This window comes from Pseudoalteromonas haloplanktis ATCC 14393, assembly GCF_000238355.1.
Lineage (GTDB): Bacteria > Pseudomonadota > Gammaproteobacteria > Enterobacterales > Alteromonadaceae > Pseudoalteromonas > Pseudoalteromonas haloplanktis.
This window is the reverse complement of record NZ_AHCA01000014.1, coordinates 65,991-90,478: the sequence shown is the minus strand read 5'-3', so window position 1 is coordinate 90,478 and position 24,488 is coordinate 65,991. Positions and strand designations below refer to the sequence as shown.

General features: G+C 41.3%; 32 protein-coding genes. 7 read left to right on the top strand and 25 right to left on the bottom strand.

From position 1 onward, the window contains the following. Window positions 1-988: 988 nt before the first annotated feature. The 18 genes from rplQ to PHAL_RS0119875 form a co-directional block, all read right to left on the bottom strand. Complete coding sequence (gene rplQ, locus PHAL_RS0119960) at window positions 989-1,390, bottom strand: 50S ribosomal protein L17 (RefSeq protein WP_016710207.1); 402 nt, start codon at window positions 1,388-1,390, stop codon at window positions 989-991. A 39-nt stretch (window positions 1,391-1,429) separates the two neighbouring features. Then, complete coding sequence (locus PHAL_RS0119955) at window positions 1,430-2,416, bottom strand: DNA-directed RNA polymerase subunit alpha (RefSeq protein ID WP_016710206.1); 987 nt, start codon at window positions 2,414-2,416, stop codon at window positions 1,430-1,432. Window positions 2,417-2,440: 24 nt separating this feature from the next. Then, window positions 2,441-3,061 carry a 30S ribosomal protein S4 gene (gene rpsD / locus PHAL_RS0119950; RefSeq protein ID WP_016710205.1) on the bottom strand — a complete coding sequence of 207 codons (621 nt, stop codon included), beginning with the start codon at window positions 3,059-3,061 and terminating at the stop codon, window positions 2,441-2,443. Window positions 3,062-3,082: 21 nt separating this feature from the next. Next, complete coding sequence (gene rpsK, locus PHAL_RS0119945) at window positions 3,083-3,469, bottom strand: 30S ribosomal protein S11 (RefSeq protein WP_002959471.1); 387 nt, start codon at window positions 3,467-3,469, stop codon at window positions 3,083-3,085. 12 nt (window positions 3,470-3,481) lie between these two features. Next, window positions 3,482-3,838, bottom strand: a complete 357-nt coding sequence (gene rpsM / locus PHAL_RS0119940) for a 30S ribosomal protein S13 (protein WP_016710204.1) — start codon at window positions 3,836-3,838, stop codon at window positions 3,482-3,484. Between the two features lie 125 nt (window positions 3,839-3,963). Further along, window positions 3,964-4,077 (bottom strand): 50S ribosomal protein L36, encoded by a 114-nt coding sequence (gene rpmJ, locus PHAL_RS23980; protein WP_002959476.1) that lies wholly within the window; start codon window positions 4,075-4,077, stop codon window positions 3,964-3,966. Window positions 4,078-4,099: 22 nt separating this feature from the next. Further along, window positions 4,100-5,428: a preprotein translocase subunit SecY gene (gene secY / locus PHAL_RS0119930; RefSeq protein WP_016710203.1), complete on the bottom strand. Its 1,329-nt coding sequence runs from the start codon at window positions 5,426-5,428 to the stop codon at window positions 4,100-4,102. Window positions 5,429-5,438: 10 nt separating this feature from the next. Further along, a complete protein-coding gene (gene rplO, locus PHAL_RS0119925; RefSeq protein ID WP_016710202.1) occupies window positions 5,439-5,873 on the bottom strand; it encodes a 50S ribosomal protein L15 in 435 nt (144 codons plus the stop codon). Window positions 5,874-5,878: 5 nt separating this feature from the next. Then, window positions 5,879-6,061: a 50S ribosomal protein L30 gene (gene rpmD, locus PHAL_RS0119920; RefSeq protein ID WP_016710201.1), complete on the bottom strand. Its 183-nt coding sequence runs from the start codon at window positions 6,059-6,061 to the stop codon at window positions 5,879-5,881. A 3-nt stretch (window positions 6,062-6,064) separates the two neighbouring features. Then, window positions 6,065-6,571 carry a 30S ribosomal protein S5 gene (gene rpsE / locus PHAL_RS0119915; protein ID WP_016710200.1) on the bottom strand — a complete coding sequence of 169 codons (507 nt, stop codon included), beginning with the start codon at window positions 6,569-6,571 and terminating at the stop codon, window positions 6,065-6,067. Window positions 6,572-6,580: 9 nt separating this feature from the next. Then, window positions 6,581-6,931 (bottom strand): 50S ribosomal protein L18, encoded by a 351-nt coding sequence (gene rplR, locus PHAL_RS0119910; RefSeq protein WP_016710199.1) that lies wholly within the window; start codon window positions 6,929-6,931, stop codon window positions 6,581-6,583. A gap of 9 nt (window positions 6,932-6,940) precedes the next feature. Continuing rightward, entirely contained in the window at window positions 6,941-7,474 is a 534-nt protein-coding gene (rplF, locus tag PHAL_RS0119905; protein WP_016710198.1) for a 50S ribosomal protein L6, read from the bottom strand. 13 nt (window positions 7,475-7,487) lie between these two features. After that, window positions 7,488-7,880: a 30S ribosomal protein S8 gene (gene rpsH / locus PHAL_RS0119900; RefSeq protein WP_016710197.1), complete on the bottom strand. Its 393-nt coding sequence runs from the start codon at window positions 7,878-7,880 to the stop codon at window positions 7,488-7,490. 21 nt (window positions 7,881-7,901) lie between these two features. Further along, window positions 7,902-8,207, bottom strand: coding sequence for a 30S ribosomal protein S14 (gene rpsN, locus PHAL_RS0119895; RefSeq protein WP_016710196.1), 306 nt, complete (start codon window positions 8,205-8,207; stop codon window positions 7,902-7,904). Window positions 8,208-8,217: 10 nt separating this feature from the next. After that, the gene (rplE, locus tag PHAL_RS0119890) at window positions 8,218-8,757 is read right to left on the bottom strand and encodes a 50S ribosomal protein L5 (RefSeq protein WP_016710195.1); all 540 of its coding nucleotides are present in this window, start codon (window positions 8,755-8,757) and stop codon (window positions 8,218-8,220) included. Window positions 8,758-8,773: 16 nt separating this feature from the next. Then, entirely contained in the window at window positions 8,774-9,088 is a 315-nt protein-coding gene (gene rplX, locus PHAL_RS0119885; protein WP_016710194.1) for a 50S ribosomal protein L24, read from the bottom strand. Window positions 9,089-9,098: 10 nt separating this feature from the next. Further along, window positions 9,099-9,467: a 50S ribosomal protein L14 gene (gene rplN, locus PHAL_RS0119880; RefSeq protein ID WP_011329449.1), complete on the bottom strand. Its 369-nt coding sequence runs from the start codon at window positions 9,465-9,467 to the stop codon at window positions 9,099-9,101. A 275-nt stretch (window positions 9,468-9,742) separates the two neighbouring features. After that, the gene (locus PHAL_RS0119875; protein WP_016710193.1) at window positions 9,743-11,683 is read right to left on the bottom strand and encodes an AsmA family protein; all 1,941 of its coding nucleotides are present in this window, start codon (window positions 11,681-11,683) and stop codon (window positions 9,743-9,745) included. Window positions 11,684-11,920: 237 nt separating this feature from the next. Here PHAL_RS0119875 and PHAL_RS0119870 point away from each other — a divergent pair, with 237 nt between their 5' ends. From PHAL_RS0119870 to PHAL_RS0119855, 4 genes are all read left to right on the top strand, one after another. Then, on the top strand, window positions 11,921-12,340 hold the full coding sequence (locus PHAL_RS0119870) for a hypothetical protein (RefSeq protein ID WP_016710192.1): 420 nt from the start codon (window positions 11,921-11,923) through the stop codon (window positions 12,338-12,340). 8 nt (window positions 12,341-12,348) lie between these two features. Further along, entirely contained in the window at window positions 12,349-12,549 is a 201-nt protein-coding gene (locus tag PHAL_RS0119865; RefSeq protein WP_016710191.1) for a helix-turn-helix transcriptional regulator, read from the top strand. Window positions 12,550-12,696: 147 nt separating this feature from the next. Then, window positions 12,697-13,860 carry a hypothetical protein gene (locus tag PHAL_RS0119860; RefSeq protein ID WP_029216267.1) on the top strand — a complete coding sequence of 388 codons (1,164 nt, stop codon included), beginning with the start codon at window positions 12,697-12,699 and terminating at the stop codon, window positions 13,858-13,860. A 291-nt stretch (window positions 13,861-14,151) separates the two neighbouring features. Beyond that, on the top strand, window positions 14,152-14,829 hold the full coding sequence (locus PHAL_RS0119855) for a TorF family putative porin (RefSeq protein WP_016710189.1): 678 nt from the start codon (window positions 14,152-14,154) through the stop codon (window positions 14,827-14,829). A 168-nt stretch (window positions 14,830-14,997) separates the two neighbouring features. Here the strand turns inward: PHAL_RS0119855 and PHAL_RS0119850 are convergent, their stop codons facing one another. The 3 genes from PHAL_RS0119850 to PHAL_RS0119840 all read right to left on the bottom strand — a co-directional run bounded on the left by PHAL_RS0119850 (window position 14,998) and on the right by PHAL_RS0119840 (window position 16,751). Beyond that, window positions 14,998-15,891, bottom strand: coding sequence for an aldo/keto reductase (locus PHAL_RS0119850; protein ID WP_016710188.1), 894 nt, complete (start codon window positions 15,889-15,891; stop codon window positions 14,998-15,000). Window positions 15,892-16,110: 219 nt separating this feature from the next. Beyond that, window positions 16,111-16,440, bottom strand: coding sequence for a Bor/Iss family lipoprotein (locus PHAL_RS0119845; protein WP_016710187.1), 330 nt, complete (start codon window positions 16,438-16,440; stop codon window positions 16,111-16,113). Next, window positions 16,437-16,751 (bottom strand): Bor family protein, encoded by a 315-nt coding sequence (locus PHAL_RS0119840; RefSeq protein ID WP_016710186.1) that lies wholly within the window; start codon window positions 16,749-16,751, stop codon window positions 16,437-16,439. The genes PHAL_RS0119845 and PHAL_RS0119840 overlap by 4 nt, the downstream gene beginning before the upstream one ends. Before the next feature lie 194 nt (window positions 16,752-16,945). Between PHAL_RS0119840 and PHAL_RS0119835 the strand changes: the two genes are divergently transcribed. Next, a complete protein-coding gene (locus tag PHAL_RS0119835) occupies window positions 16,946-17,821 on the top strand; it encodes an endonuclease/exonuclease/phosphatase family protein (RefSeq protein WP_016710185.1) in 876 nt (291 codons plus the stop codon). Beyond that, a complete protein-coding gene (locus PHAL_RS0119830) occupies window positions 17,802-18,176 on the top strand; it encodes a YfeK family protein (protein WP_016710184.1) in 375 nt (124 codons plus the stop codon). Before PHAL_RS0119835 ends, PHAL_RS0119830 begins: the two co-directional genes overlap by 20 nt. Before the next feature lie 37 nt (window positions 18,177-18,213). Here the strand turns inward: PHAL_RS0119830 and PHAL_RS0119825 are convergent, their stop codons facing one another. The 3 genes from PHAL_RS0119825 to PHAL_RS0119815 form a co-directional block, all read right to left on the bottom strand. Beyond that, window positions 18,214-21,792 carry an ABC transporter permease/M1 family aminopeptidase gene (locus PHAL_RS0119825; RefSeq protein WP_016710183.1) on the bottom strand — a complete coding sequence of 1,193 codons (3,579 nt, stop codon included), beginning with the start codon at window positions 21,790-21,792 and terminating at the stop codon, window positions 18,214-18,216. A gap of 9 nt (window positions 21,793-21,801) precedes the next feature. Beyond that, window positions 21,802-22,683, bottom strand: coding sequence for an ABC transporter ATP-binding protein (locus PHAL_RS0119820; RefSeq protein WP_016710182.1), 882 nt, complete (start codon window positions 22,681-22,683; stop codon window positions 21,802-21,804). A 193-nt stretch (window positions 22,684-22,876) separates the two neighbouring features. Then, window positions 22,877-23,329 carry a hypothetical protein gene (locus PHAL_RS0119815; RefSeq protein ID WP_016710181.1) on the bottom strand — a complete coding sequence of 151 codons (453 nt, stop codon included), beginning with the start codon at window positions 23,327-23,329 and terminating at the stop codon, window positions 22,877-22,879. A gap of 180 nt (window positions 23,330-23,509) precedes the next feature. Between PHAL_RS0119815 and PHAL_RS0119810 the strand changes: the two genes are divergently transcribed. Further along, entirely contained in the window at window positions 23,510-24,187 is a 678-nt protein-coding gene (locus PHAL_RS0119810; RefSeq protein WP_016710180.1) for a nitroreductase family protein, read from the top strand. Here PHAL_RS0119810 and PHAL_RS0119805 read toward each other — a convergent pair. Then, window positions 24,180-24,488, bottom strand: a complete 309-nt coding sequence (locus PHAL_RS0119805; protein ID WP_016710179.1) for an ArsR/SmtB family transcription factor — start codon at window positions 24,486-24,488, stop codon at window positions 24,180-24,182. The two genes, PHAL_RS0119810 and PHAL_RS0119805, sit on opposite strands and share 8 nt — an antisense overlap.

The window sequence follows — 24,488 nt, the reverse complement described above, 5'->3', positions numbered from 1 at the left end:
CTTGCATGTGTTAGGCCTGCCGCCAGCGTTCAATCTGAGCCATGATCAAACTCTTCAATTAAAAGTTTTTTGTCTTTCGACAGCTCAATGAATTCTGAATTATTTAATATCTTTCGATATTGAATTGACTGTGCTGCAATAAATAAATTTACTGCTGTTGGTCACTCAGTTCAATTGAGACTCTAAATTTGTTTGCGTCATCTAGCGAACTAGAATCTGCTGTTAGAACTCAATCTGTACGAGTGCCCACACAGATGATTGCTTTATATTGTTAAAGAACGTTGCGATTAAAGCGCTTGGCTTTATCTCGCTAGGGCTGCGCATGTTACGCTTTCCTATTTTTTTGTCAACACTTAATTTTAAACTTTCTAAAAAATCTAAACTCAAGTTTTACTCGACTTACTAAGTGACTTGCTTGCAGCTTAAGCGTTGCCTGCTCTGCCGTCTCAGTGGGGTCGCATTATAGGGCGATCCAAAAACAGATCAACCCTTTTTTGAAGAAAACATGAAATAAATGACTTTTCGTTGATTATTTAAACTAAGCGCCCAAAAAAAATACTAAACTGGCCTTTTATCAGCCTCTTTGGCCTACTAAACATAAGATCTTTTAAATACCTTAAACTCAATGATCATTATTGAAGATCCACAATGCGATCAATATGCGTAGTAAGTAGTAAAAATAAAGTGATACCAATCGTGTTAAGTTACTGACCATTTATAGCGACAGATAAATGACGTGATAACAAGGCATAAATTTTGACATGTAGTTGTTCTACATGAAAAATTTATAACGCAGTTAGCGCTTTATTTAGCTCGCTAGAATGGTTAAATATTTAAGTCGATTGGTATGACTGCTTGCTATTACATTAGAGATGTTTTGAAAGAAAGCAGTGCTTATTTGAGGGAACTTAAGTAGCTTGTTTATTGTTAGGAATTTTAAGCATTAAAAAGCCGAGCATTAAGCTCGGCTTTTTGGTGTCTTTAAGACTTACTCAGCAGACTGCGCGTCTTCTTGAACTTCTTCGTTCGCAGATGTGCGACCTACTAGTTCAATATAAGCCATTGGTGCATTGTCACCAGCACGGAAGCCACACTTGATAATACGAGTGTAACCACCTGGACGGTCTGTGTTACGAGGACCGATTTCACTGAACAATTTACCAACTACTTCTTTATCACGCGTGCGAGCAAACGCTAAACGGCGATTTGCTACACTGTCAGTCTTAGCCAGTGTGATTAAAGGTTCAATTACACGACGTAACTCTTTCGCTTTTGGCAAAGTAGTTTTGATGATTTCATGTTTCACCAAAGAACCTGCCATATTGCTGAACATCGCTTTACGATGGCTGCTGTTACGGTTTAATTGACGACCACTCTTACGATGGCGCATGACCCTATCCTTCTAACTAAACTAATATAGTGATTTAGATTATTCAGCTAGGCTTGCAGGTGGCCAGTTTTCTAGGCGCATACCTAGAGATAGACCACGTGAAGCTAGCACGTCTTTAATTTCAGTCAGAGACTTCTTGCCTAAGTTAGGCGTTTTAAGAAGCTCAACTTCTGTGCGCTGAACTAAATCACCGATATATTGAATTTGCTCGGCTTTCAAACAGTTTGCAGAACGTACTGTTAGTTCAAGATCATCAACTGGACGAAGTAGAATAGGATCGAATTCTGGCTTCTCTTCTTTCTCTTCTGGCTCAGTAACATCACGTAGATCTACGAATGCTTCTAGCTGTTCAGCTAAGATAGTAGACGCACGGCGGATCGCTTCTTCAGGATCTAAAGTGCCGTTTGTTTCCATATCAATGATTAACTTGTCTAAGTCTGTACGTTGTTCAACACGTGCTGATTCAACCGAGTACGCAATACGTTCAACAGGACTAAATGATGCATCAAGCAACAATCTACCAATTGGACGCTCATCGTCATCAGAGGATAATCGGCTTGATGCCGGCACATACCCACGACCACGTTCAACACGAATTCTCATGCTGATCGCACTATTATCTGCCGTTAAATGACAAATAACATGATCTGGGTTAGCAATTGTTACATCGCCGTCGTGCTGAATATCAGCCGCAGTCACAGGGCCTACACCAGACTTAGTCAGGGTAAGAAAAACTTCATCTTTACCTTCCAAAGTAACTGCTAGACCTTTAAGATTTAACAGAATTTCAATGATGTCTTCTTGTACGCCTTCTTTCGCGCTGTATTCGTGCAACACACCGTCGATTTCAACTTCGGTTACTGCACATCCTGGCATTGACGAAAGAAGTATACGGCGTAAGGCATTCCCAAGAGTATGACCGAAGCCACGCTCTAATGGCTCTAAAACTACTTTAGAACGAGTTGGGTTAATAGCGTCGATATCGACTAACCTTGGTTTTAGAAATTCTGTAACAGAACCCTGCATTTTATCCTCTCTTAACTCTTAACTTTACTTAGAGTAAAGTTCGACGATTAGTTGTTCATTGATGTCCGCAGACAGGTCTGAACGCTCTGGTAGGCGTTTAAAATTACCTTCCATTTTCTTACCGTCAACTTCAACCCAAGTCGGTTTTTCACGTTGCTCGGCTAGTTCTAGAGCAGCGATGATACGAGCTTGTGTCTTAGACTTTTCACGGATAACTACTACATCTTCTGGAGTAATTACAAATGAAGGAATGTTCACTACACGACCATTAACTAAAACCGCTTTGTGGCTTACTAACTGACGTGCTTCAGCACGTGTGCTTGCAAAACCCATGCGGTATACAACATTGTCTAAACGTTGCTCTAAAAGCTGTAACAAGTTTTCACCTGTGTTGCCTTTAAGGCGAGCAGCTTCTTTGTAGTAGTTACGGAATTGCTTTTCTAATACACCGTAGATACGACGTACTTTTTGCTTTTCACGTAATTGTAAACCGTAATCAGATAAGCGACCTTTACGAGCGCCGTGCTGACCAGGTGCAGTCTCAAGTTTACACTTAGAGTCGATAGCTCTTACGCCGCTCTTAAGGAACAGGTCAGTACCTTCACGACGACTCAGCTTGAGCTTAGGGCCCAAATATCTTGCCATGTTATTTCTCCTAACCTATTGTTAAACGCGACGTTTCTTCGGTGGACGACAACCATTATGTGGTATTGGCGTCACGTCAGTGATGTTGGTGATACGGTAACCAGCAGCATTCAAAGCACGTACAGCAGATTCACGACCTGGACCTGGACCTTTAATGAAAACTTCTAGATTTTTTAAACCGTATTCTTGAGCAGCAGTACCTGCACGCTCTGCAGCAACCTGAGCAGCGAATGGTGTAGATTTACGTGAACCACGGAAACCTGAACCACCGGCAGTAGCCCATGATAGTGCATTACCTTGACGGTCGGTAATTGTAACAATAGTGTTGTTGAAAGAAGCATGAACGTGAGCCATACCATCAGCAACTTGCTTTTTAACCTTTTTACGACGAATTGGTGTCTTAGCCATAATACTATCCCCTTATCGCTTAATAGGCTTACGAGGACCCTTACGGGTACGCGCGTTAGTCTTAGTTCTTTGACCACGTAGTGGTAAAGAGCGACGGTGACGTAGGCCACGGTAACAACCAAGGTCCATAAGGCGCTTGATATTCAAAGTAACTTCACGACGAAGGTCACCTTCTACAGTGTACTTGCCAACTTCTTCACGAAGTACGTCAAGTGTTTCGTCTGAAAGTTCACCGATTTTTGTGGTCTCGGCGATACCAGTCGCTACTAAGATAGCCTTAGAGCGAGTCTTACCTATGCCATAAATAGCTGTTAAACCAATAACTGCATGTTTATGATCAGGGACGTTAATGCCAGCGATACGGGCCACTAACACATCTCCTATATTTGAATTCGGTTATCATCTGTTTGAAGAGCCCGTAAGGATACTCAAACGAAGACCAAATCACAACTGAAAACACAGGCCGAGAAACCTCAGCCTGCACGACTTATTAATTAACCTTGCCTTTGCTTATGCTTAGGCTCACTGCAAATTACACGTACAACACCGGCACGTTTAATAACTTTACAGTTACGGCATATTTTCTTAACGGAAGCACGTACTTTCATTGCTCAACTCCGTAAACTGACCTTATCGACCATAGCCTTTAAGGTTCGCTTTTTTCAGCACAGAATCATATTGATGAGACATCATATGAGTCTGTACTTGTGCCATAAAGTCCATGATGACAACAACGATAATCAAAATTGATGTACCGCCGAAGTAGAATGGCGTTTGCCATGCCATCGTCATGAATTCGGGCACCAGACAGATAAAGGTTATATACAAAGCACCTGCCAATGTCAGGCGTGTCATCACTTTATCAATGTATTTCGATGTCTGCTCGCCTGGACGAATACCTGGGATAAATGCGCCAGATTTTTTCAGGTTATCTGCAGTTTCACGTGGGTTAAACACCAACGCTGTATAGAAAAAGCAGAAGAAGATAATAGCCGCAGCTAAAACTAATGCATACAAAGGTTGACCTGGAGTCAACGTTGTAGCAATGGCTTGTAGCACATCAGCGACAGGACCTTCACCCTGGCCGAACCAGCTGGCAATTGTACCAGGGAACAGAATTATACTGCTAGCAAAGATTGGTGGAATAACACCCGCCATGTTTACTTTTAGTGGTAAATGCGTGCTTTGGGCAGCAAATACTTGACGACCTTGTTGGCGTTTTGCGTAGTTAACGACAATACGACGTTGACCACGTTCAAAGAACACTACAAGATAAGTAACAGCGAATACGATTACCGCAATCAATAACAGTGCTAAAACATGTAAATCACCTTGGCGCGCCATTTCGGCTGTCGAACCAATAGCAGACGGCAGGTTAGCTACAATACCAACAAATATCAGAACTGAGATACCGTTACCGATACCACGTTCAGTTATTTGCTCGCCCAACCACATTAGGAACATAGTACCGGTTACTAAGCTCACCACAGCGGTGAAGTAGAAACCGAGACCAGGGTTAACAACTAACCCGTCCATCATACCCGGTAAGCTTGTGGCAATACCGATTGATTGGATAGTAGCAAGCAAGAGCGTGCCGTAGCGTGTGTACTGGCTAATTTTCTTACGACCTTGTTCACCTTCTTTCTTAAGCTCTATAAACGGCGGATACATATGCGTTAATAGTTGCGTAATAATTGAAGCTGTGATGTAAGGCATAATACCCAGTGCTAACACCGAAGCGCGCTCAAGCGCACCACCGCTGAACATGTTAAACATTTCAACAATGGTGCCCTTTTGTTGCTCGAAGAAATCGGCAAGTACAGCGGCGTCAATCCCAGGGATTGGCACAAATGAACCTAGACGGTAAATAATGATAGCGCCCAATACAAATAGTAATCGACGTTTCAATTCCGAAAGCCCACTTTGTGCACTTTGTATATCTTGACCTGGTTTAGCCATTAGTACTTCCTTAGTCTTCTACCTTGCCTCCGGCGGCTTCGATAGCTTCGCGAGCACCTTTAGAGGCTTTAAGGCCTTTAACAGTAACTGCGCGTGAAACTTCGCCAGATTTAACAACTTTAACGAACTGAACGTTCTTTTTAACTAGACCAGCTGCCTGTAACGTACCTAGGTCTACCACATCGCCTTCAACTTTAGCGATTTCGTATAGGTTAATTTCTGCAGATACTAACGATTTGCGAGAAGTGAAACCAAACTTTGGTAGACGACGTTGCATAGGCATTTGACCGCCTTCAAAACCAACGCGTACTTTACCGCCAGAACGTGATTTTTGACCTTTGTGACCACGGCCACCAGTCTTACCAAGACCAGAACCGATACCACGACCAACACGTTTACCAGCAGATTTTGAACCTGCAGCAGGAGAAAGTGTATTCAAATGCATTCGAATTACCCCTCAACCTTAACCATGTATGAAACTTGGTTGATCATACCACGTACACATGCTGTGTCTTCCAACTCAACAGTGTGATTGATACGACGTAAACCAAGACCGCGTAATGTAGCTTTATGCTTCGGTAAACGACCGATAGAGCTCTTTACTTGTGTTACTTTTACAGTTTTATTAGCCATGGTTTACCCCAGAATCTCATCTACTCGAAGACCACGTTTTGCAGCGATAGACTCAGGAGAGTTCATGTTCTCAAGAGCTGAGATCGTTGCACGTACAACGTTGATCGGGTTAGTAGAACCGTAACATTTAGAAAGTACGTTCTGCACACCAGTCACTTCAAGTACTGCACGCATAGCACCACCTGCGATGATACCAGTACCTTCAGATGCTGGTTTCATGAACACTTGTGAGCCAGCATGACGTCCTTTAACAGGATGCTGTAATGTGTTGCCATTTAGGTCTACGTTGATCATGTTACGACGTGCTTTTTCCATTGCTTTTTGAATAGCAGCTGGAACTTCACGTGCTTTACCATAACCGAAACCTACTTTACCTGCGCCGTCACCAACTACTGTTAGTGCAGTGAAGCTAAAGATACGACCACCTTTAACTACTTTAGACACACGGTTCACCGCGATTAGCTTTTCAGCTAGATCAGGCTGTTGTTGCTTTGCTTCTACGTTAGCCATTGTCTACTCCTAGAATTGCAAACCGGCTTCACGCGCAGCATCTGCTAGCGCCTTCACACGGCCGTGATATTTAAAGCCACTGCGATCAAAAGCAATCTTTTCGATGCCTTTGTCAGCCGCACGTTCAGCAACTGCTTTACCAACTGCTTGTGCAGCTGCAATGTTGCCTGTGCCTTTAACTGTTTCGCTAATAGCTTTTTCAACAGTAGAAGCAGCAGCCAGTACATTACCCTCAGCGTTTACAACTTGAGCGTAAATGTGACGTGGCGTGCGGTGGATAACAAGACGCGTTGTGCCTTGTTCAATATAATTTCTACGAGTGCGTTTAGCACGACGTAGACGAGCTGTTTTTTTATCCATCGTCTTACCTTACTTCTTCTTAGCCTCTTTACGGCGTACATTCTCATCTGAATAGCGAACACCTTTACCTTTATAAGGCTCAGGTTTACGGTATGCACGAATGTTAGCAGCTGTTTGACCAACTAACTGCTTATCTACGCCCTTAACTAGAACTTCTGTTTGGCTTGGAGTTTCAATCGTAATTCCCTCAGGAACTGCGAAGTTAACTGGGTGTGAGAAACCAAGAGTTAAATCTAATGTTTTACCCTTAGCTGCAGCACGGTAACCAACGCCCACTAACTGAAGTTTCTTCTCGTAACCTTCATGCGTACCAACAACCATGTTGTTGATTAGAGCGCGAGCAGTACCTGCTTGTGCCCATGCATTGGCTACGCCTTCACGAGGTAAAGTTGTAATAACGTTGTCGTTAACTTGTACTTCAACGGCATCGTTGATAGTACGCGTTAATTCACCGTTTTTGCCTTTAACTGTGATGTCCTGGCCTTTTAATGTAACTTCTACACCGGCAGGAACATTAATTGGTGCCTTTGCTATGCGAGACATAGTTCCCCTCCGATTAAGCTACAAAACCAATGATTTCACCACCAACACCAGCACTACGTGCGGCGCGGTCTGTCATTAGGCCTTTAGAAGTTGATACGATAGCGATACCTAGACCACCCATTACCTTCGGTAATTCGTCACGTTTCTTATAGATACGTAAACCAGGGCGGCTAACACGCTGGATATTTTCAATAACAGCTTTGCCTTCGAAGTATTTCAACTCGATAGAAAGCTCAGGTTTAACATCACCACTTACAGTGAAATCAGTGATGTAACCTTCATCTTTTAATACTTTAGCTAATGCTACTTTCAGTTTTGAATTAGGCATCGTTACAGATACTTTCTTCGCTGACTGACCGTTACGGATACGTGTGAACAAATCCGCGATAGGATCTTGCAAGCTCATAGTCTTACTCCCGTGATTCTATTACCAGCTAGCCTTTTTAAGGCCAGGAATTTCACCGCGCATAGCTGCTTCGCGAACTTTAATACGGCTCATGCCGAATTTGCGAAGGTAACCATGTGGGCGGCCCGTAATGTTACAACGATTACGTTGACGTGCAGGGCTAGAATCACGTGGTAAAGCTTGTAGCTTTAATACCGCGTCCCAACGATCATCGTCAGATGTTTTCACATCACTGATGATAGCTTTTAGTGCTGCGCGCTTTTCAGCGTACTGAGCAACTAATTTCGTGCGCTTTGCTTCGCGCGCTTTCATAGAATTCTTTGCCATAACCCTACCCTTATTTCTTGAATGGGAAGTTAAACGCTTCTAACAACGCACGGCCTTCCTCATCTGTTTTCGCAGATGTAGTGATTGTGATATCCATACCGCGTACACGGTCTACTTTATCATAATCAATTTCTGGGAAGATGATTTGTTCACGTACGCCCATGCTGTAGTTACCACGCCCATCAAAAGACTTAGCACTTACACCACGGAAGTCACGGATACGTGGGATAGCGATTGAAACCAAACGCTCAAAAAAGTCCCACATACGCTCGCCGCGTAAGGTTACTTTACAGCCAATTGGGTAGCCTTCACGTACTTTAAAGCCAGCAACAGATTTGCGTGCTTTAGTAATAAGTGGCTTCTGACCAGCAATAGCTTCTAGATCCGCAACAGCGTTATCTAAAATTTTCTTGTCAGCTAGGGCTTCGCCCACACCCATATTCAATGTGATCTTTTCGATCTGAGGGACTTGCATGACAGAGCTGAAACCAAACTTCTCTTGAAGTTCAGCAACTACTTTGTCTTTATATACTTCATGCAGTTTCGCCATCATTCTACTCCAACTATTAGATAGTTTTACCAGTAGATTTAAAGATACGTAATTTCTTACCATCTTCAATCTTGAAACCTACACGATCTGCTTTACTCGTTTCCGAGTTGAAGATCGCAACGTTTGATACGTCAATAGACGCTTCTTTCTCAACAATGCCGCCAGGCTGGTTCAATTGTGGAACCGGCTTTTGGTGCTTCTTGATTAAGTTAATGCCTTCGACAAATACTCGACCAGACTCGGTAACAACTGAAAGCACTTTGCCGCGCTTACCTTTGTCTTTACCTGCTAGAACGATTACTTCGTCATCACGACGGATTTTTGCTGCCATGATTGACTCCTTACAGTACTTCTGGGGCTAGTGAAACGATTTTCATGAACTTATCATTACGAAGTTCGCGAGTCACAGGGCCGAAAATACGTGTACCAATTGGCTGCAAGTTATCATTTAAGATAACAGCCGCATTGCTGTCAAAACGGATCAAAGAACCATCTGGACGACGAACGCCTTTCTTAGTACGCACAACTACCGCGTTTTTAACATCACCTTTCTTCACTTTACCGCGAGGAATTGCTTCTTTAACAGAAACTTTAATGATGTCACCAATCGCTGCATAACGACGGTGCGAACCGCCTAAGACTTTAATACACTGCACTTTGCGAGCGCCGCTGTTATCAGCAACTTCCAGCTGAGTTTGCATTTGGATCATGTTAATGACCTCCGGTGTAGTTATTACAACTGCCTTAAATCGTTTAAAATCAAGGCATTTAGGTTAAAAACCACTCGAAAAACAATCTAGTTGCATTCCAAGGGCGGGCAATTGTATCAGCATTGGAGGGGTAGTGGTAGGTTATTTTTTAATTAATTTAGAAATACGAGGGTGGTTATTTTGCTTGGCAAACAGTTTTTGCTATTTTTTCATTGATTATAAAACAATCAAGGCAAATTTATGCCCTGATTGTTTTATCACCGAATAAAATCGGCTTAATTGCCAAATAAACCTTTTAATTTATCTTTAATTTTATCTTTTGCTTTTTCTTTAACTTCGTCTTCTGCGGCTTTGCTTACGTCTAAACTAATGCCAACATCATGGAATGGTCCTTTGATACGCACCGGTATTTTAAAGCCAGTGCTATCATCTGTCGTGCCCTGCCCCTCAAGTGAATCAACAATGCCAGTGACTAAGCGATAGTTAACCGTCGTAGCTGGAAGGTTTATATCTCCTTCACCACTGATACGTACTAACGGGCTTAGTAAACTCAGATCTGTGTTCTTGCCAACGCCATTGGTAAAGTTAAAACTACCAGTCAGTGCTGAGAAATCGGTTTGCTGGGAATTATCAAAGCCAGTATCGAGCCCTTCTGATACTGCTCCAAGGTTGCCTTTAATTAGCTCTTTGCCTTTACGTACCATTTCAGCGATATTAGCGCCTTTAACTGCGCCATCAGCAAACTCAAATGCTAGTTTACCTTGCAGGGCACCCATAAAATCTTTTTGGCTTTGCCCTGATGTTGCTAAGTCCCAATTTAACGAGCCTTTGCCCATTAGCTTATCAAAACCAGCAGCATCGGTTAGCAATGGTTGGGCATCTATTTTATCTAATGAGAAGTTGGTGGCAATTTTATATGGTGCTTGTTTCGCATTAACTGTAATTGTGCCTTTACCATTACCTTCGTAGGCGGCAAATTTATCTAGACTAACGGAAGCAAACGCGTTTTTAAGATTAATTGTAAACTGATTGGCACCAAGTTTGATTTCATTTGCTTTTAAGCCACTTGAGCGGATCACGACATTAGCATCAAGGGCATTTAAGCCACTTAAATCCATTTTTGTGTCATTCCAAACAATTGGCTGCGCGGGAGCATCCTTTGCAGGCTCTGGCGCTTCAGTTTGTGCAACCGCTTCTGGTAGGTATGGATTTAAATCAAGCATGCCTAAATCAATATCAGCCGTAACAGCTAGGCGCTTGCCAAGGTTTAACTCACTTTTACCCTTGATCTCTAACGAATCCAATGTCGCAACTAATTCAGCTAGGTTAAACTTGTCACCTTGCATGCGCATTTTACCGCTAACGCTAAAGGCATTAAATGCGTTTTCTTTAGCGTTCAGCTCTACTCCTTGCCATTTAGCAATATCTTTAACGGAATCACCGCTAAGTGCTAATTGACCTTGAATATCTTTGCCTTGCTCAGCAATTGAGCCTTTAAACTCAACATCGACCAATCGAGAAGTCACACTTTTAGTCACATTAAAGGTATCACCTGCAATGGCTTTAGCGGGGTTATCAACCGTTACATCCAGTTCAAAGCGCTCTTGCATATAAGTAATTGCGCCTTTTACCTCTAATGTTTTATGTAATGAAGGCAGTAAAATTGCTAACTCAAGATCGCTGATCTCTTGCTTAACGCCAGTCGCACCATCTAAGTAAACAAACTTACCGCCGTAAATGGCCACTTCACCTAATGCAATATCAAAGTTTTCAGGTAGCTTAACTGGGCCACTATTTTGTTGCTGCGCTGCTGGCTGCTCTGCAACCGCATCAAATAATTGCCAGTTTGCTTTACCATTTTTATCTGTTTCAAGCAGAATATTTGGTTCATTGATCACAAACTTTTCTAGTTTCAGTTCACCACCAAATAGCGAAAACCACGGAATATGAATGGCCAGTTGCTGCATGCTTGCCATATCAGCGCGTGAGCCCGTTTTCATATTGGCAAAGTGCACATCTTCAAGCTCAAGTTTTAATGACGGAAAAACAGATAAGGTTTTATCACCTTTAATGGTCAGAGCTCGCCCTGTGGTTTGCTCTACCTGTTGCGAAACTTTGTTAAAGATTGCATCGGTAGGGATTAAAAACGGCGCAGCAACAATTAAAGCAACAAGCAATAACAGTATAACGCCAATAACTTTAAATAAGGTTTTCATGATGGTCCTTTCAAATGTGCAAATAATACTCTTATCATAGCGGGAGTTAGCACGAAAATCATTGCTATAACTATAAAAAAGCCATTTCCTAGCTGTTACACCTTCGATATAAATTCTTACTGAAATATTTTGATACCTTTAGGTTACAGAAACAAGTTGACCAAATGATACCTCAAGGTTACATTGATACCTGTAGGTTACAAAAACACAAATTAAAACTTTCACAGGATGGATATTATGAAACAACAAGATATTAAAACCGAAGAAAAATTTATGGCGCAAAACGCATGGTTTTCCATATTCATGGGTGTAACTTTACTAATTATCAGTGGTTACCCCATACTTAATCACACATCAGTACCGTTGTTGTTTTTAGGAAGTGCAGCTTTTCTTGGCTCATTCTTTATGTTTGTGATCAGAGGCGGTTTTACATGGAAATTAAGTTACCGCCTGACTTATAAAGATGAGTATTTAAACACCATAGATACGATTGCCTATAAACATGTTGTACTGGCACTGTTATTTAGCATGGGCACAATATATTTATGCTCTGACAGTCTCGCGTTACAAGTATCGCATAGTATGATGGCTACTTTTTACTTAGCTGTTATGAGTTTGGTGTACGGTATTTCCATCCTTTGGCAAAGTCGTGATTAGGAGTTAATGTGCAAAACCATATAGCAGAATTTCGCAAAGCCGCGGGGCTATCGCAGCAAGAACTAGCCGATGCGATTAATGTTTCGCGCAAAACCATTAGTACGGTCGAAACATCGCGCTTTACACCGTCGGTGATCATTGCGTTGAAAATAGCACTGCACTTTAATACCTCGGTTGAGAGTCTATTTATACTCGATGAGCACGATTAATACAGCAATGATGCAATCTTGAGATTTCATAACTATCTTGATTGCATCCCTTGTATTCTTCGGTATGATGCACAGCCCTGTTGTTCTAAGCCATTTTGCGCTAAAATTAAACAACTGAAAATGTATCTAACCGGAGTACCATCAGGCATGAAAAAACTGCTCATTTCCCCCTCACAAATGGCATTAAGCGAGCAAGAAGGCCATATTTATCAAAATATTCTAAAGCAGGCTTCTGAAATCAGCTTAAACCTGATGGCGGTAAAAATAGAAAATCATCCTGAAGACTTCTTGGGTTGGTGCTATGAATTACTGAGCGCTAGTCGCGATCGTATCAATCACGATTTACTTGAAACAAAGCAATTACCGGTTTTAAAAAAACTTCATGACCTATTAATTTCAGCTATTAGCTTTTTACAATTAAAAACACTTCGTGTCGCGCCTTGGCCGGTTGTCAGTGTATTTGTTGAACAGCACAAAGACGCATTAGCGCTTGATGAGCAGTTACGTCTGACTCAGTATATTGCTAGTATCCGTGAGCAATCTTTAAAAGAGATGATCCCTGAAGACTTATTAACCTTTACTGGTAAACATACTTCAGCGCTTGATCCAAGTAGCTATAACTTTGATGTTGAATGGTTTTGCTCTACAAAGAGCGCCAAAGCCTTTCATCAAATGCTTGCAGACCTACCCGCTTTATTTGATGAAGCGTTAGCACACATTCCTCTTGAAGGTGAAGTAACAGAAGCTAATTACCAAGATTTTGTGCTTAAATACGTACATGCTTTTACCGATAATAATGAGAAACCAACGCTAGCACCTGCAACCCGTCTGTTGGCAATGCGTCGCCCTGATGTATTTACGCCAATTAATAACTCACGTCTAGACTCATTATGCTCTGCGTTAGCAATTACCAAACTCAGTAATCGTGATTTTGCACGCTACTGGCAAGATATTGTACAAGCTGTGCATGCTATGTCTTGGTTTAAAATGGCCAATGGTGATAGCGAACAAGATCAACAACTTGTAGCAATCAAAGCTCTTATACCATGTTTTTTCTATTATGCAGATACGACTACTGCTGAAAACTCAAACTATATCAAATTATTAAATAAACCGAAGCGGGCTACAAGTACCACCACTAAAAAAGTACGTCGTGGCAAAGAGTCAGCTGAAATACTCGTTGACCGCGCTCTTGCTGCCGAAGATATGCCAGAACATATCCGTGCGAAACGTGACTCAATTATCAGTGAAGTACAAAAAGGCCGAGGGGTTGCTGAGACTATCAGCCTAATGCGTACTATCTTTGGCTAAACCCCAGTAAAGAATACAAAAACCCGCTGCAACTGATTTGTGCATGCGGGTTTTTTTATGCACCAACTAAGTGCACAACAATCAATCAAGATTCTCCTATCATTCTAAGCTCACAATTTAACCACATGTTTTAAAAAGATATTAAATTTATTTTAAGGATTTTTATTTAACTTGGCATAAGCGGTGCAATTATCCAATCAGACAACTAGAAATGGGACCAGCAATTTATAGACTGCAATCTAATTAATAATTGCTTAACCAAAAAATCAGCATAACAACAGGATACTAAACATGTTAAAACTAAAATCAGCGATTGCTATCAGCACACTTGCATTTATGGCAGCTACATCAACAGCAGCTTATGCCGAAGTAACAGCCAACGCCGCCGCAACGTCAAACTACTTATGGCGTGGTCAAGAACAAACTGGTGGTGATGCAGCTATATCTGGCGGTATTGATTACGCCAGCGAGTCAGGCTTTTATGCAGGTACTTGGGCATCTAATGCTAGTTGGGCCGATGGAATGACCTATGAGCTTGACCTTTACGCAGGCTTTGGTGGTGATATTAATGAAAACATGAGTTACGACGTTGGTTACATCTATTATGCATACCCAGATGCTGCATCAGGTGCTGATGCAGATTTTTCTGAAATCTACGGTAGCATTAGCATGGGCGGCTTTAGTTTTGGCGCTTCAGTGCTTGCAACTTCAGCGGCAAGTGGTGATGGCACAGATTTTGGTGACTCATTGTACTTAACCGCAGATTATGGGTTTGCACTTGGTAGTAATGGTACTGAAATGGCACTGCACCTAGGTCATTATTCTGGCGATTTTATTGGTGATGACGACATCATCGACTACGGTGTGTCTATTTCTAAAGATGGTTTCACTTTTGGCCTATCAGATACAGATATGGATGACAGTGATATTAAGGCTTACGTTGCTTTTGCAATGGACTTTAGCCTATAAAAAGAATGTGTTACTTGCTGCAACACTAAGGGCCGCAAGGCCCTTTCTCGATCTTGGTAAGCGGTAAGCGGTAAGCGGTAAGCGGTAAGCCAAGAAACTAATCAATCCAGATTTTATGTCAAGACTTACCTTAAACTCAGACTGCTTCAAACTTATAGCATAAAACTCCTACGGCACACTATGCCCTGTAGAGCCCTGCCAAATACGATACCATTGCTCACGGTTTAATTTTAACCGCTTAGCTGCAACCGCAGACTCAATACGTTTGATATTGCCCGTACCAAGTACTACCGATGGTGCACTTGGGTGCATTAACAACCAAGCATAAACGACTTGGTCAATTGAGCTTGCACCAATTTCATTGCCAACTTGTTCAAGCACATGGCGTAGACGAATGGCTTTTTCATCGTTTTCTGCGAACAAGCGCCCGCCTGCCAGCGGCGACCAACACATAGGTTTTATATCGAGCAACTGACATTGATCCAACGTGCCATCATCAAGCGCTTTCATTTCATAAGGTGAAAACTCTATTTGGTTAGTGACCAATTCAAAGTCCAAACGTGACTGCAATAAACTCAACTGTGAAGGAGTAAAATTAGATACCCCAAATTCCAGTACATCACCATTTTGCTTAAGAGTATTAAATGCTTGAGCAACTTCATCTGCATCCATCAAGTAATCAGGGCGATGAATAAGTAATACGTCTAAACGGTCGGTATTAAAGTGCTTAAGGGATTGCTGAGCTGAAGTGATGATATGCTGTGTACTTGAATCATAATGATTGGCTTTACCCGCTAAGCCTAAGCTTGCAAAGGCCGGTTTAATACCGCATTTAGTAATAATTTTAATTTCATCACGAATACTTGGCTTTAGTGCCAAGGCTTTACCAAACTCACGCTCACAGCCATATTCACCATAAATATCAGCATGATCTGTATGTGTTACACCCGCTTCAACAGCTTGCTCAAGAAAAGTTAAACATTGTTGCGGTGTAATTTGCCAGTCTAATAATCGCCAAAAACCAAGTACTAATTGTTCAATAACACGATCTGAGCCGCTCATAATTATCTCTTATTTATCTGGGATATTTATTTCAGTACTAACGAGCCGTTAGCTTTTAATTTAGTGCGCTTTATTCTACCGACTTGACATATTTTTAACAGTGTTAAAAGGTTAACTGAAATAAATAGGGAAGAAATGGATAATATTTCGGATTGTGATTATAAAGTTGGCTCCAATGTAGTTATTGTGAAGCCAACCGTACTGTTCTTATAGTTACTGTTATTTTACTTGGTAAGGCACCTTTGCACAGCTAACTTCAACTGTTTTAGGATACCAAATAGGGCCTACTTCATTTACAACCAGCTCGGCTAAGCCATTAGTAAACGATTTGTATGTGTGGACACTTTGCCACTGCGTATCTGGGCAAATAGCTGATAAATCAACTGCGTCGGAGCCCTCATAAAGAGCGGCGGCAAAGTTGTGATGCCACTGCTCACTTTTATGATTATTAGCTAAATCATCATATTCACCATTATCAAAGTGAATATTTGTGCAACCCGTTAAAATCATCATGAATATACACAGTATTAAAAAGCTTAAGTTCTTCATATTTCAGCTCCTTTAACTTGTTGTTCATTACACCACACGCTAATGGTATGGGGAGCATAAATGCCTAATGTTACTAATCCTAACGCGCCGTCGGTAAATGTTTGCTGAGACTGCATTTGCACTACAGCTTGCTCGCCACAGACTTTTTTCACATCAACACGTTGCTCACCAACCAGTCCCCACATAAAAAATGGCCGACTATCTTGATAAGTCGGTTTTGAGTTTAGTTTAGCTATTTTTTGTGGTTGAATTGTTACGGCCGAACAACCTGCAAGCACTAAAAATAACAAACCAGCTATAAATATTCGCATTACTTCATCCTAATTAATTTATTGATACGAAGTGTAAAATGAATGCGTACTAAAAAAAGTAAGAAACTGTATTGAAAATGTAGACAGCAAGCGGTATTCACTAGCTTGGCAAGCTCTTATAGGAACTTTATCGTATTTATGGTGCCTAATATGTGGATAACTCTCTTTTTAGCCACTTTGCTTTAAGGTAATTGATGCAGATAAAATCACTTTTTCTTGTTACTTGTGTTACTTCTGTAATTGTTTCGCTAAGCATCACAGCTTTGGCCAGCACACCACAATCAGATGAAGACAAGGGCTTTACTGAAACAGCACATACACCCGCGCAATGCGCCCAACAGCTTCATGCCAGCAGGCAACAAACATATAGTAACAAATACATTATCCCTGAACAGCTTAAACTGCTGAGTTGGAATATTTATAAAGCGCAAAATAAAGGGCTTTATCAAGATCTGGCACAGTTAAATGAGCAGGCCGATATGGTGTTGCTGCAAGAGGCGATTGCAGATTCACAACTAAGTACACTCAAACCATACTGGCGCTTTTCACCCGGTTACAAAAGTGGCGATCAACAATCAGGCGTGATGACATTAAGCCGCTGGCCTGCAACCGTGCATTGTACATTTACTCATACTGAGCCCTGGTTACGCAGCCCTAAAGCAACCAATATCGTTGAATATGCTATGGCAGGTCAACAACGCTTATTAAGTGTGAATTTACATGGCATAAACTTCACACTAGGTACTGAGAACTACCAACAACAAATCGAGGCTGCCGTACAAGTGATGCAGCAACACCAAGGGCCGATTATTTTTGCAGGTGATCTCAATGCATGGAGCGATGCGAGACAAGCTGTGGTGGTAAATGCTTTAAGCAAACTCGGGTTATCTGAAACGCTCTACCTAGACGATAAACGCACTAAAGCGTTTGGCTTAGCCCTTGATCAAGTGTGGACTCGTGGTGTAACCATCAGCACAACTCGCGTACCGCAATATCAAAGTTCGGACCACAACCCAATACAGGTAACACTTCACCTAGACGAGGCTGAAAATGAAACATCTATCCCGTAATATACACATTCTTATCGGCTGTCTTTTACTCTGTATTAGTCAGCTAAGTATTGCCGCAAGCGCAGAACAAGAAGTGAATCACTTAATTAGTTTTATTGAGCAAAGTCAGGCCACCTTTATTCGTAATGGCGATGAACATACCAGTACAGAAGCCGCTGAACACTTAGCCATGAAATACCGCAGAGCCGGGCGCTATGCAAAAACAGCTGATGATTTTATTGACAACCTTGCCAGTAAAAGCTCATGGAGTGGTAAGCCTTACACTGTGATCCTAGCTAATGGCACTACAGTTACCGCCAATAAGTGGTTAACCGATGAATTAACACGTTTTAGAAATACAACAAAGCCGCAATAAGTGCGGCCTTGTTGTTTTTAAAAACCAGTCAACTAACCTAAAACTTAGCTAGGTTATCAACACTGTCTTTATCAATTAACTTAACAAAGGGATCAACCCCCGCGAATAGCGGCTTTTCTTTCACCTTTAATTCAATTGTATTGGTGCCTGTTACAAGCCGATGCTTTTGTGAATAAATCACAAAGTCTTCTGCTAGTAGGTTTTCAGGATCATCGTTGAATAATGCAATATCAATCATTTCATCAAGTGGCTGGTCTGTTTCTTCCCCTTGACCATCAGCACGCTTTTTAGCAGCTTCAACAGTGAGTGTTACCGTATATAAACCGTCACTATCAACCTCATCAGATACTTTCGCTTCTTTCATGGTCAGCTCATATAAAGTGATAAACATAAACTGATCATCAATAAACGCTTGCTCAGCGGGAGTCGCATCACGCTTTAAATAGCTAAGTAAATCAAGCGTAGTAGGATAAGGATTATTTTGATACTTAAAGTCACTAACAAACTCTTTTAAGATACGATTCAAACGTTCCTCACCAAACAGATCATGCATGGCCATCATCACCACTGAACCTTTTTGGTAATAAATATGCGCTTGAGTTTCTACTTTATACAACGGCATTTCTTGATACGCTTCAACCGAGCGACCTTGTAAATACTTATCAAGCTCATACTTTAAGAATTTACGTAGCTTTTGCTCCCCGTATTTTTTCTTAAGCACCATAATTGCGCTGTATTGCGATAGGCTTTCTGACAATACCGCTGCACCTTGTACATTAGCGCCGGTAACCTGATGCCCCCACCACTGGTGCGCCACTTCATGCGCTGTAACATAATACGGCACATCAATCTTACTGCTATCTCGGTTATCAGTAATAAAACCAATTTGCTCAGAATAAGGTACGGTATTTGCAAAACTTTGTGCAAATGACTGATAGCCAGGGAACTCAATAATACGCATTTGCTTATGTTGATAAGGACCAAATTCAGCAGAAAAATAATCAATTGAATCAGTAACCGACTCAATCATACGATCTACGTTCCACGGATGGTCTTGATGGTAATAAACTTCAACATTGACTCCGTTATGCGTTATTTTTTTAGACTCTAAACGAGCAGATAAAATGGCATAAAAGTTTATTATTGGTGAATCCATTTCATAACGGAACGTACGTCGCCCATCAGTCACGGTTTCACTTTTTAAATAACCAGGGGCAATTGCAAATTGCGACTCATCGGTAGTAATGGTTGCAGCAAAGTTGATAAAACCGCCATTCGCGCCAAACATGCTTTGCTTATAATACTGAGTGTCTTCAAGTTTATTAGCGCGCTGTAACTCAGGTAAGCCTCGTTTACGGCGCTCATGTTTATCCGTTAATTGATAACTGTCGTTATAACCAAAGCGTGGGAATAAGCGCCAATTATCAATAAAGGTACCATTAGCAACAAGCTTAGTATCTGTAATGTTATCCGCAAAACCTTGGTGGCTGCGCTCAACTGAAATCTCACCTTTGCGCACTTCACCAGGCATTAACGGCTGGGTAAATTCAAACCACGCTGAATTATAGTCAGGTAATTGTTCAACAATTTCGCCACCGGCAATTTTAACGCCCCACTGTGGGCTGCTATCCGGTTTACTTACCAAAAAGCGCTTAATCGCTTGGTCACTGGTATTGGTAATAAGTACATTGGCTGTGGCGAGCATTTTACGTTGCTGCGGATATATCTCCACATTAAGTTCAACATCAGTGATTATCGGCAGTGGATCATTTTCATACTGTACAAACTTCTGCTCATATTCAACTTGCAAGTTTTCTAACTGATCTTCTGTGTAAAAATCATTCAGCACTCGTGTGTTGTAATAAATTTGTGCACCTGCAGCGACAAATACCACTAAGCCAAGCACGGTTATAGCCTGCCCTTTGCGACCTAAATTATACTGTAACTGCGCCAAACGATTGCGTAAGCTTTGCGACGGACCACGGTGCCACAATGCAAGCCCAATAACGGCTAGCACCACACTCAAACCACCCCAATAAAGTGTGTACCATGCCACCCCAGTTAAGTAATGACCATAGCCATTAATATCAGAATAAGGAGCTGGACTTGACTGAGCAAAATGAAACATATTATGACTAAAACCATAATTACTCAGTACAATTGAAACTAAATAATACAGTGCAAATAATCCCATCCCGATATATTTATTGGCACTCACTATTTGCAAAAAGAACGCCATAATAGCGAGCATCACAAAAGGTAAGAAAGAAAAATAACCCAACCTAAACAGATATTGCCCAAGCTCTAAATTAAACTGCCCTTTAACTAACTGCACAACAATTGTCAGTATCATGCTAAAAACATAAAGCAAGCCAATAACACTTACTAAAGCCACTAATTTAGAAACCCAAAACACGCTATTGTGTACAGGGAAGCTATCGACAATATCGCCCATCCCGCTGTTACGTTCACGCCAGACTAATTCAGCACTGTAGTACACTATAACAATGGTGATTAATAATCCGATTGCGTTTTGAATGATCCCTACCATATTTTGGGTAACAGGCCAGTTAACTGTGCCATACCAACCAATCGGTGCGAATAAAGGCACAATTAATACGGCTAAAGTAATAAGGCCTAAAATTAAAAATGGCGCACTGATCACGACATGCTTAAATTCAAAGACGCAGCGTAATAATAGTTGCTGTTTGAACGAGCTTGCGCTTGCTTTGTGATTCACCGAAGAGGCAATCAATGCAGCCTCTTTTTGTTTAGTAAAATTAGACGCTGCGAGTTTTTTCTTCTCACGTTTAATAACAATACGTGACGACAGTTTTCCAGACGCAAAAAATATAATAATAGCAAGGGCAATCCATAACACCCGGTTAAAAAGTAAAACACCCGTCAGTTCTAACGTTTGGCTATTTTTATCACTTGCAGTCCAATAACGAGTAACATCCAGTAATGAGCCACTAGCAAAAGGATCGGCATAGCCTACAATCCAACGAAACGCTAAATCATCGAAGTAAACAGATATCGTTGAATAGGCAATTAAAAAAGCCACAGCGGTAAGATATACCGCCATCATTGAACGAAAATATGTGGCCACACCATTAAAAATAGCCGCTAAAACAAACAGACTAGGCACTGCGATATAGAAATAAGCAGTGAAATAATAATGTAACTTATTAGCCCCGACGAGCTCAGGATCTAGCCAGCCAACCAGTAAACCAAAACCAGAACCCAAATATATTCCCAGCGGTACAAACGCAAAAATAAGCGCAACAACACAGTACGCACCTAAAAAGCGCCCTAATTGATACATTAATGGCTTGAATGGCTTGCTAAAAACCAGCTCTGACATATTCGTTTCATCATTACGAATCGCAGAACCAGCAACAAAATTTACCACCAGAAAAATAGCAAACTGCAGTAAGCCACTCATTAACATCAAAATACTAAATGGTGAGTTTACATTGACATTACTGCCACCAAGTAAGACGTTGTCACTGCTACTTGCAAAAAAAGCCACTAAAAAAAAGATTAAAGCGGTCACATAAAATGAAGGCTGACGTATAAAATAACGCAGCTCAAAAGTAAGCATATTCAAAAACATGATATTCCCCTACGCTGCACTGGTATTGCGATGCTGATGCAAAGTAGAAAAATACACATCTTCTAAGTTGGCCTGGCTTGCAGAAAACCCTTCTGGAGCTTGCTCACTATATACATTTAAAATTGTCTGCCCTGCAAACAAACGCTTAGAAATAACAGGTAGATGCTGCTCTAGCTCTTGCGCTTCAGTTTGGCTCATTGTTTTGTGCCAAATTTTACCTTGCAGCTTATCGGTCAGCGCGATAGGGTTGCCTTCAAGTAGTATTTTACCGCCAGCGAGGACCGCCATGTTAGGACAAAGCTCTGCCACATCTTCAACGATATGAGTTGATAATATAACTACTTTCTTCTCGCCCAAGCTTACTAGTAAGTTATGAAAGCGATTACGTTCTTCAGGATCAAGCCCTGCTGTAGGCTCATCAACAATTAATAAATCAGGATCGCCAAGTAATGCTTGTGCAATACCAAAACGTTGGCGCATACCACCAGAAAAACCACTTACCGCTTTATTACGGTGTTGATATAAATTAGTGTGCGCCAATAAACCTTCAACTGACTCCTTGCGCTGCGCTTTGTTGTCTAGTCCTTTTAAAACCGCCATGTGATCCAGTAAATCATAGGCAGAAACACGAGGGTAAACACCAAAATCTTGTGGTAAGTAGCCTAGTCGCTCCCGTAGTTTTTGTGGTTCTTTGAAGACATCAATACTATTAAAAGTAATGCTGCCCGAATCAGCCGATTGTAAAGTGGCAATACTACGCATTAACGATGATTTACCCGCGCCATTTGGCCCGAGCAATCCAAACATACCTTTTTCAATATTTAAATCAACACCTTGCAAGGCATGCACGCCATTGTCATAGGTTTTCGAGAGCCCTTTAATAGATAGCATTATTACTTCCTAGTATTTAATTATAGTAATTATTTAAGTTCATTAACTTACATTACCAGTAGGTTAGTAACAATAGCAGCAGGTTATAACTTTGTAACAGAATGAAAACAGAAAAGCCGCATAAATGCGGCTTGGTTTCACTCTTTAGGAGAGGTGACTTAATTCTGATATATCACTTAACTAAAATTAATGATTAATATTGTAGTAAATTATTTTCATCTTGCTCATCATCTTGATCGATAGAATCAATCATGATGTCAGCAATTTCATTGGTTTGTTCAATATTATCTTTAGCTAAATACGCATTACGTACGGTATCGTTGTTTTTTGCTAAATACGCTTCACCGATCGAAAAATTATCATCAGTAAAGTTATCAACGGCATCAGCTTTGGCTAATGATTTTTGAATATCTAAATATTGCTGAACCTTGTTGTTAATCGGCTGCTCTATTTGACCAATTGCAGGTACTTCTGGTGTGATAGGCTGAGCATTCAAAGCCCGTGCTTGTGCTGATATTTGAATCACATCAGTCTTAGCGGTTTTCTCTACAGGCGTAGTTTGCGCTGTTGCAACCTGTTTATTTGCATCACTTAAACGCGTGTTAAGTTGATATTGATTAACTTGATTAGCGGCTTGAATGTTCATGATCTCTCTCCATCTAGATCGACACTATATGCAAACATAGCTGAATATTTTGTGAACACAACGTTCAATAAATAAACAACCCAATCTAAAAAAGCAAAAGTGTAAAGTAGATAGTACTTGCACCTGTTCTCGCCACTAGGTATAAAAATAGCACACACACTTTATAAGAAGCGAAAAGCCATGCAGCAACATGATAATCAGCCACTTAATGATTTTACCGAATACCCTGAAGATGTAATGCTCGAACGGGCAACGGAATTTTTAACCACCAGCCAGCGCCGTCATAGCATTCGTAGTTTTAGCGATCGCCCTGTGCCAAAAGCCATCATAGAAACCTGCATTAAAGCCGCAGGCACAGCACCAAGTGGGGCGAACCACCAGCCGTGGCATTTTGTGGCGATTCATTCTAGTGACGTTAAAAAACAAATTCGTGAAGCAGCTGAAAAACTAGAACGCTCTTTTTATGAAGGCCGCGCAGGCGAAGAGTGGCTTGATGCGTTAAAACCCCTTGGCACAGATGCTAACAAGCCCTATTTAGAACATGCACCGTGGTTAATTGCCGTATTTAGTCAAAAGAAAGGTGGGTTAAATGCTGATGATAAAAACACTAACTATTACGTGCATGAATCGGTCGGCCTTGCAACAGGCTTTTTAATTCAGGCACTGCATAGAGCTGGCCTTGCAACACTCACCCATACACCAAAGCCAATGAGTTTTTTAACCGATATATGCGGTCGTGATAAAGACAACGAGCGCCCTTATATGCTTTTGGTAGCAGGTTACCCCAGTGATGAGGCAACCGTACCTAATCATGCCTTAGTGAAAAAATCGCTGGACGAAATTGCAACGTTTATTTAGCACCTTCCTCTTTGCAAAACCACTGATAAAGCATTGCAATGACCGACTCAACTTTTGGGTCGGTCAAATAGTAATAAATTGTTTGTCCATCACGGCGTGTAGCCACCATCTCGGCTTTACGTAAGCTCGCCAAATGTTGCGACAGCGCAGATTGCGCTAACGGCACACGCTCATTTAACTGCCCTACACTTAACTCATTGTTTAATAGGCTACATAAAATCATTAACCGATTTTTATTCGCCATCAGTTTTAAAAACTGTTCAGCCTGCTGTGCATTATTCGCTAATTGCTCAATATTCAT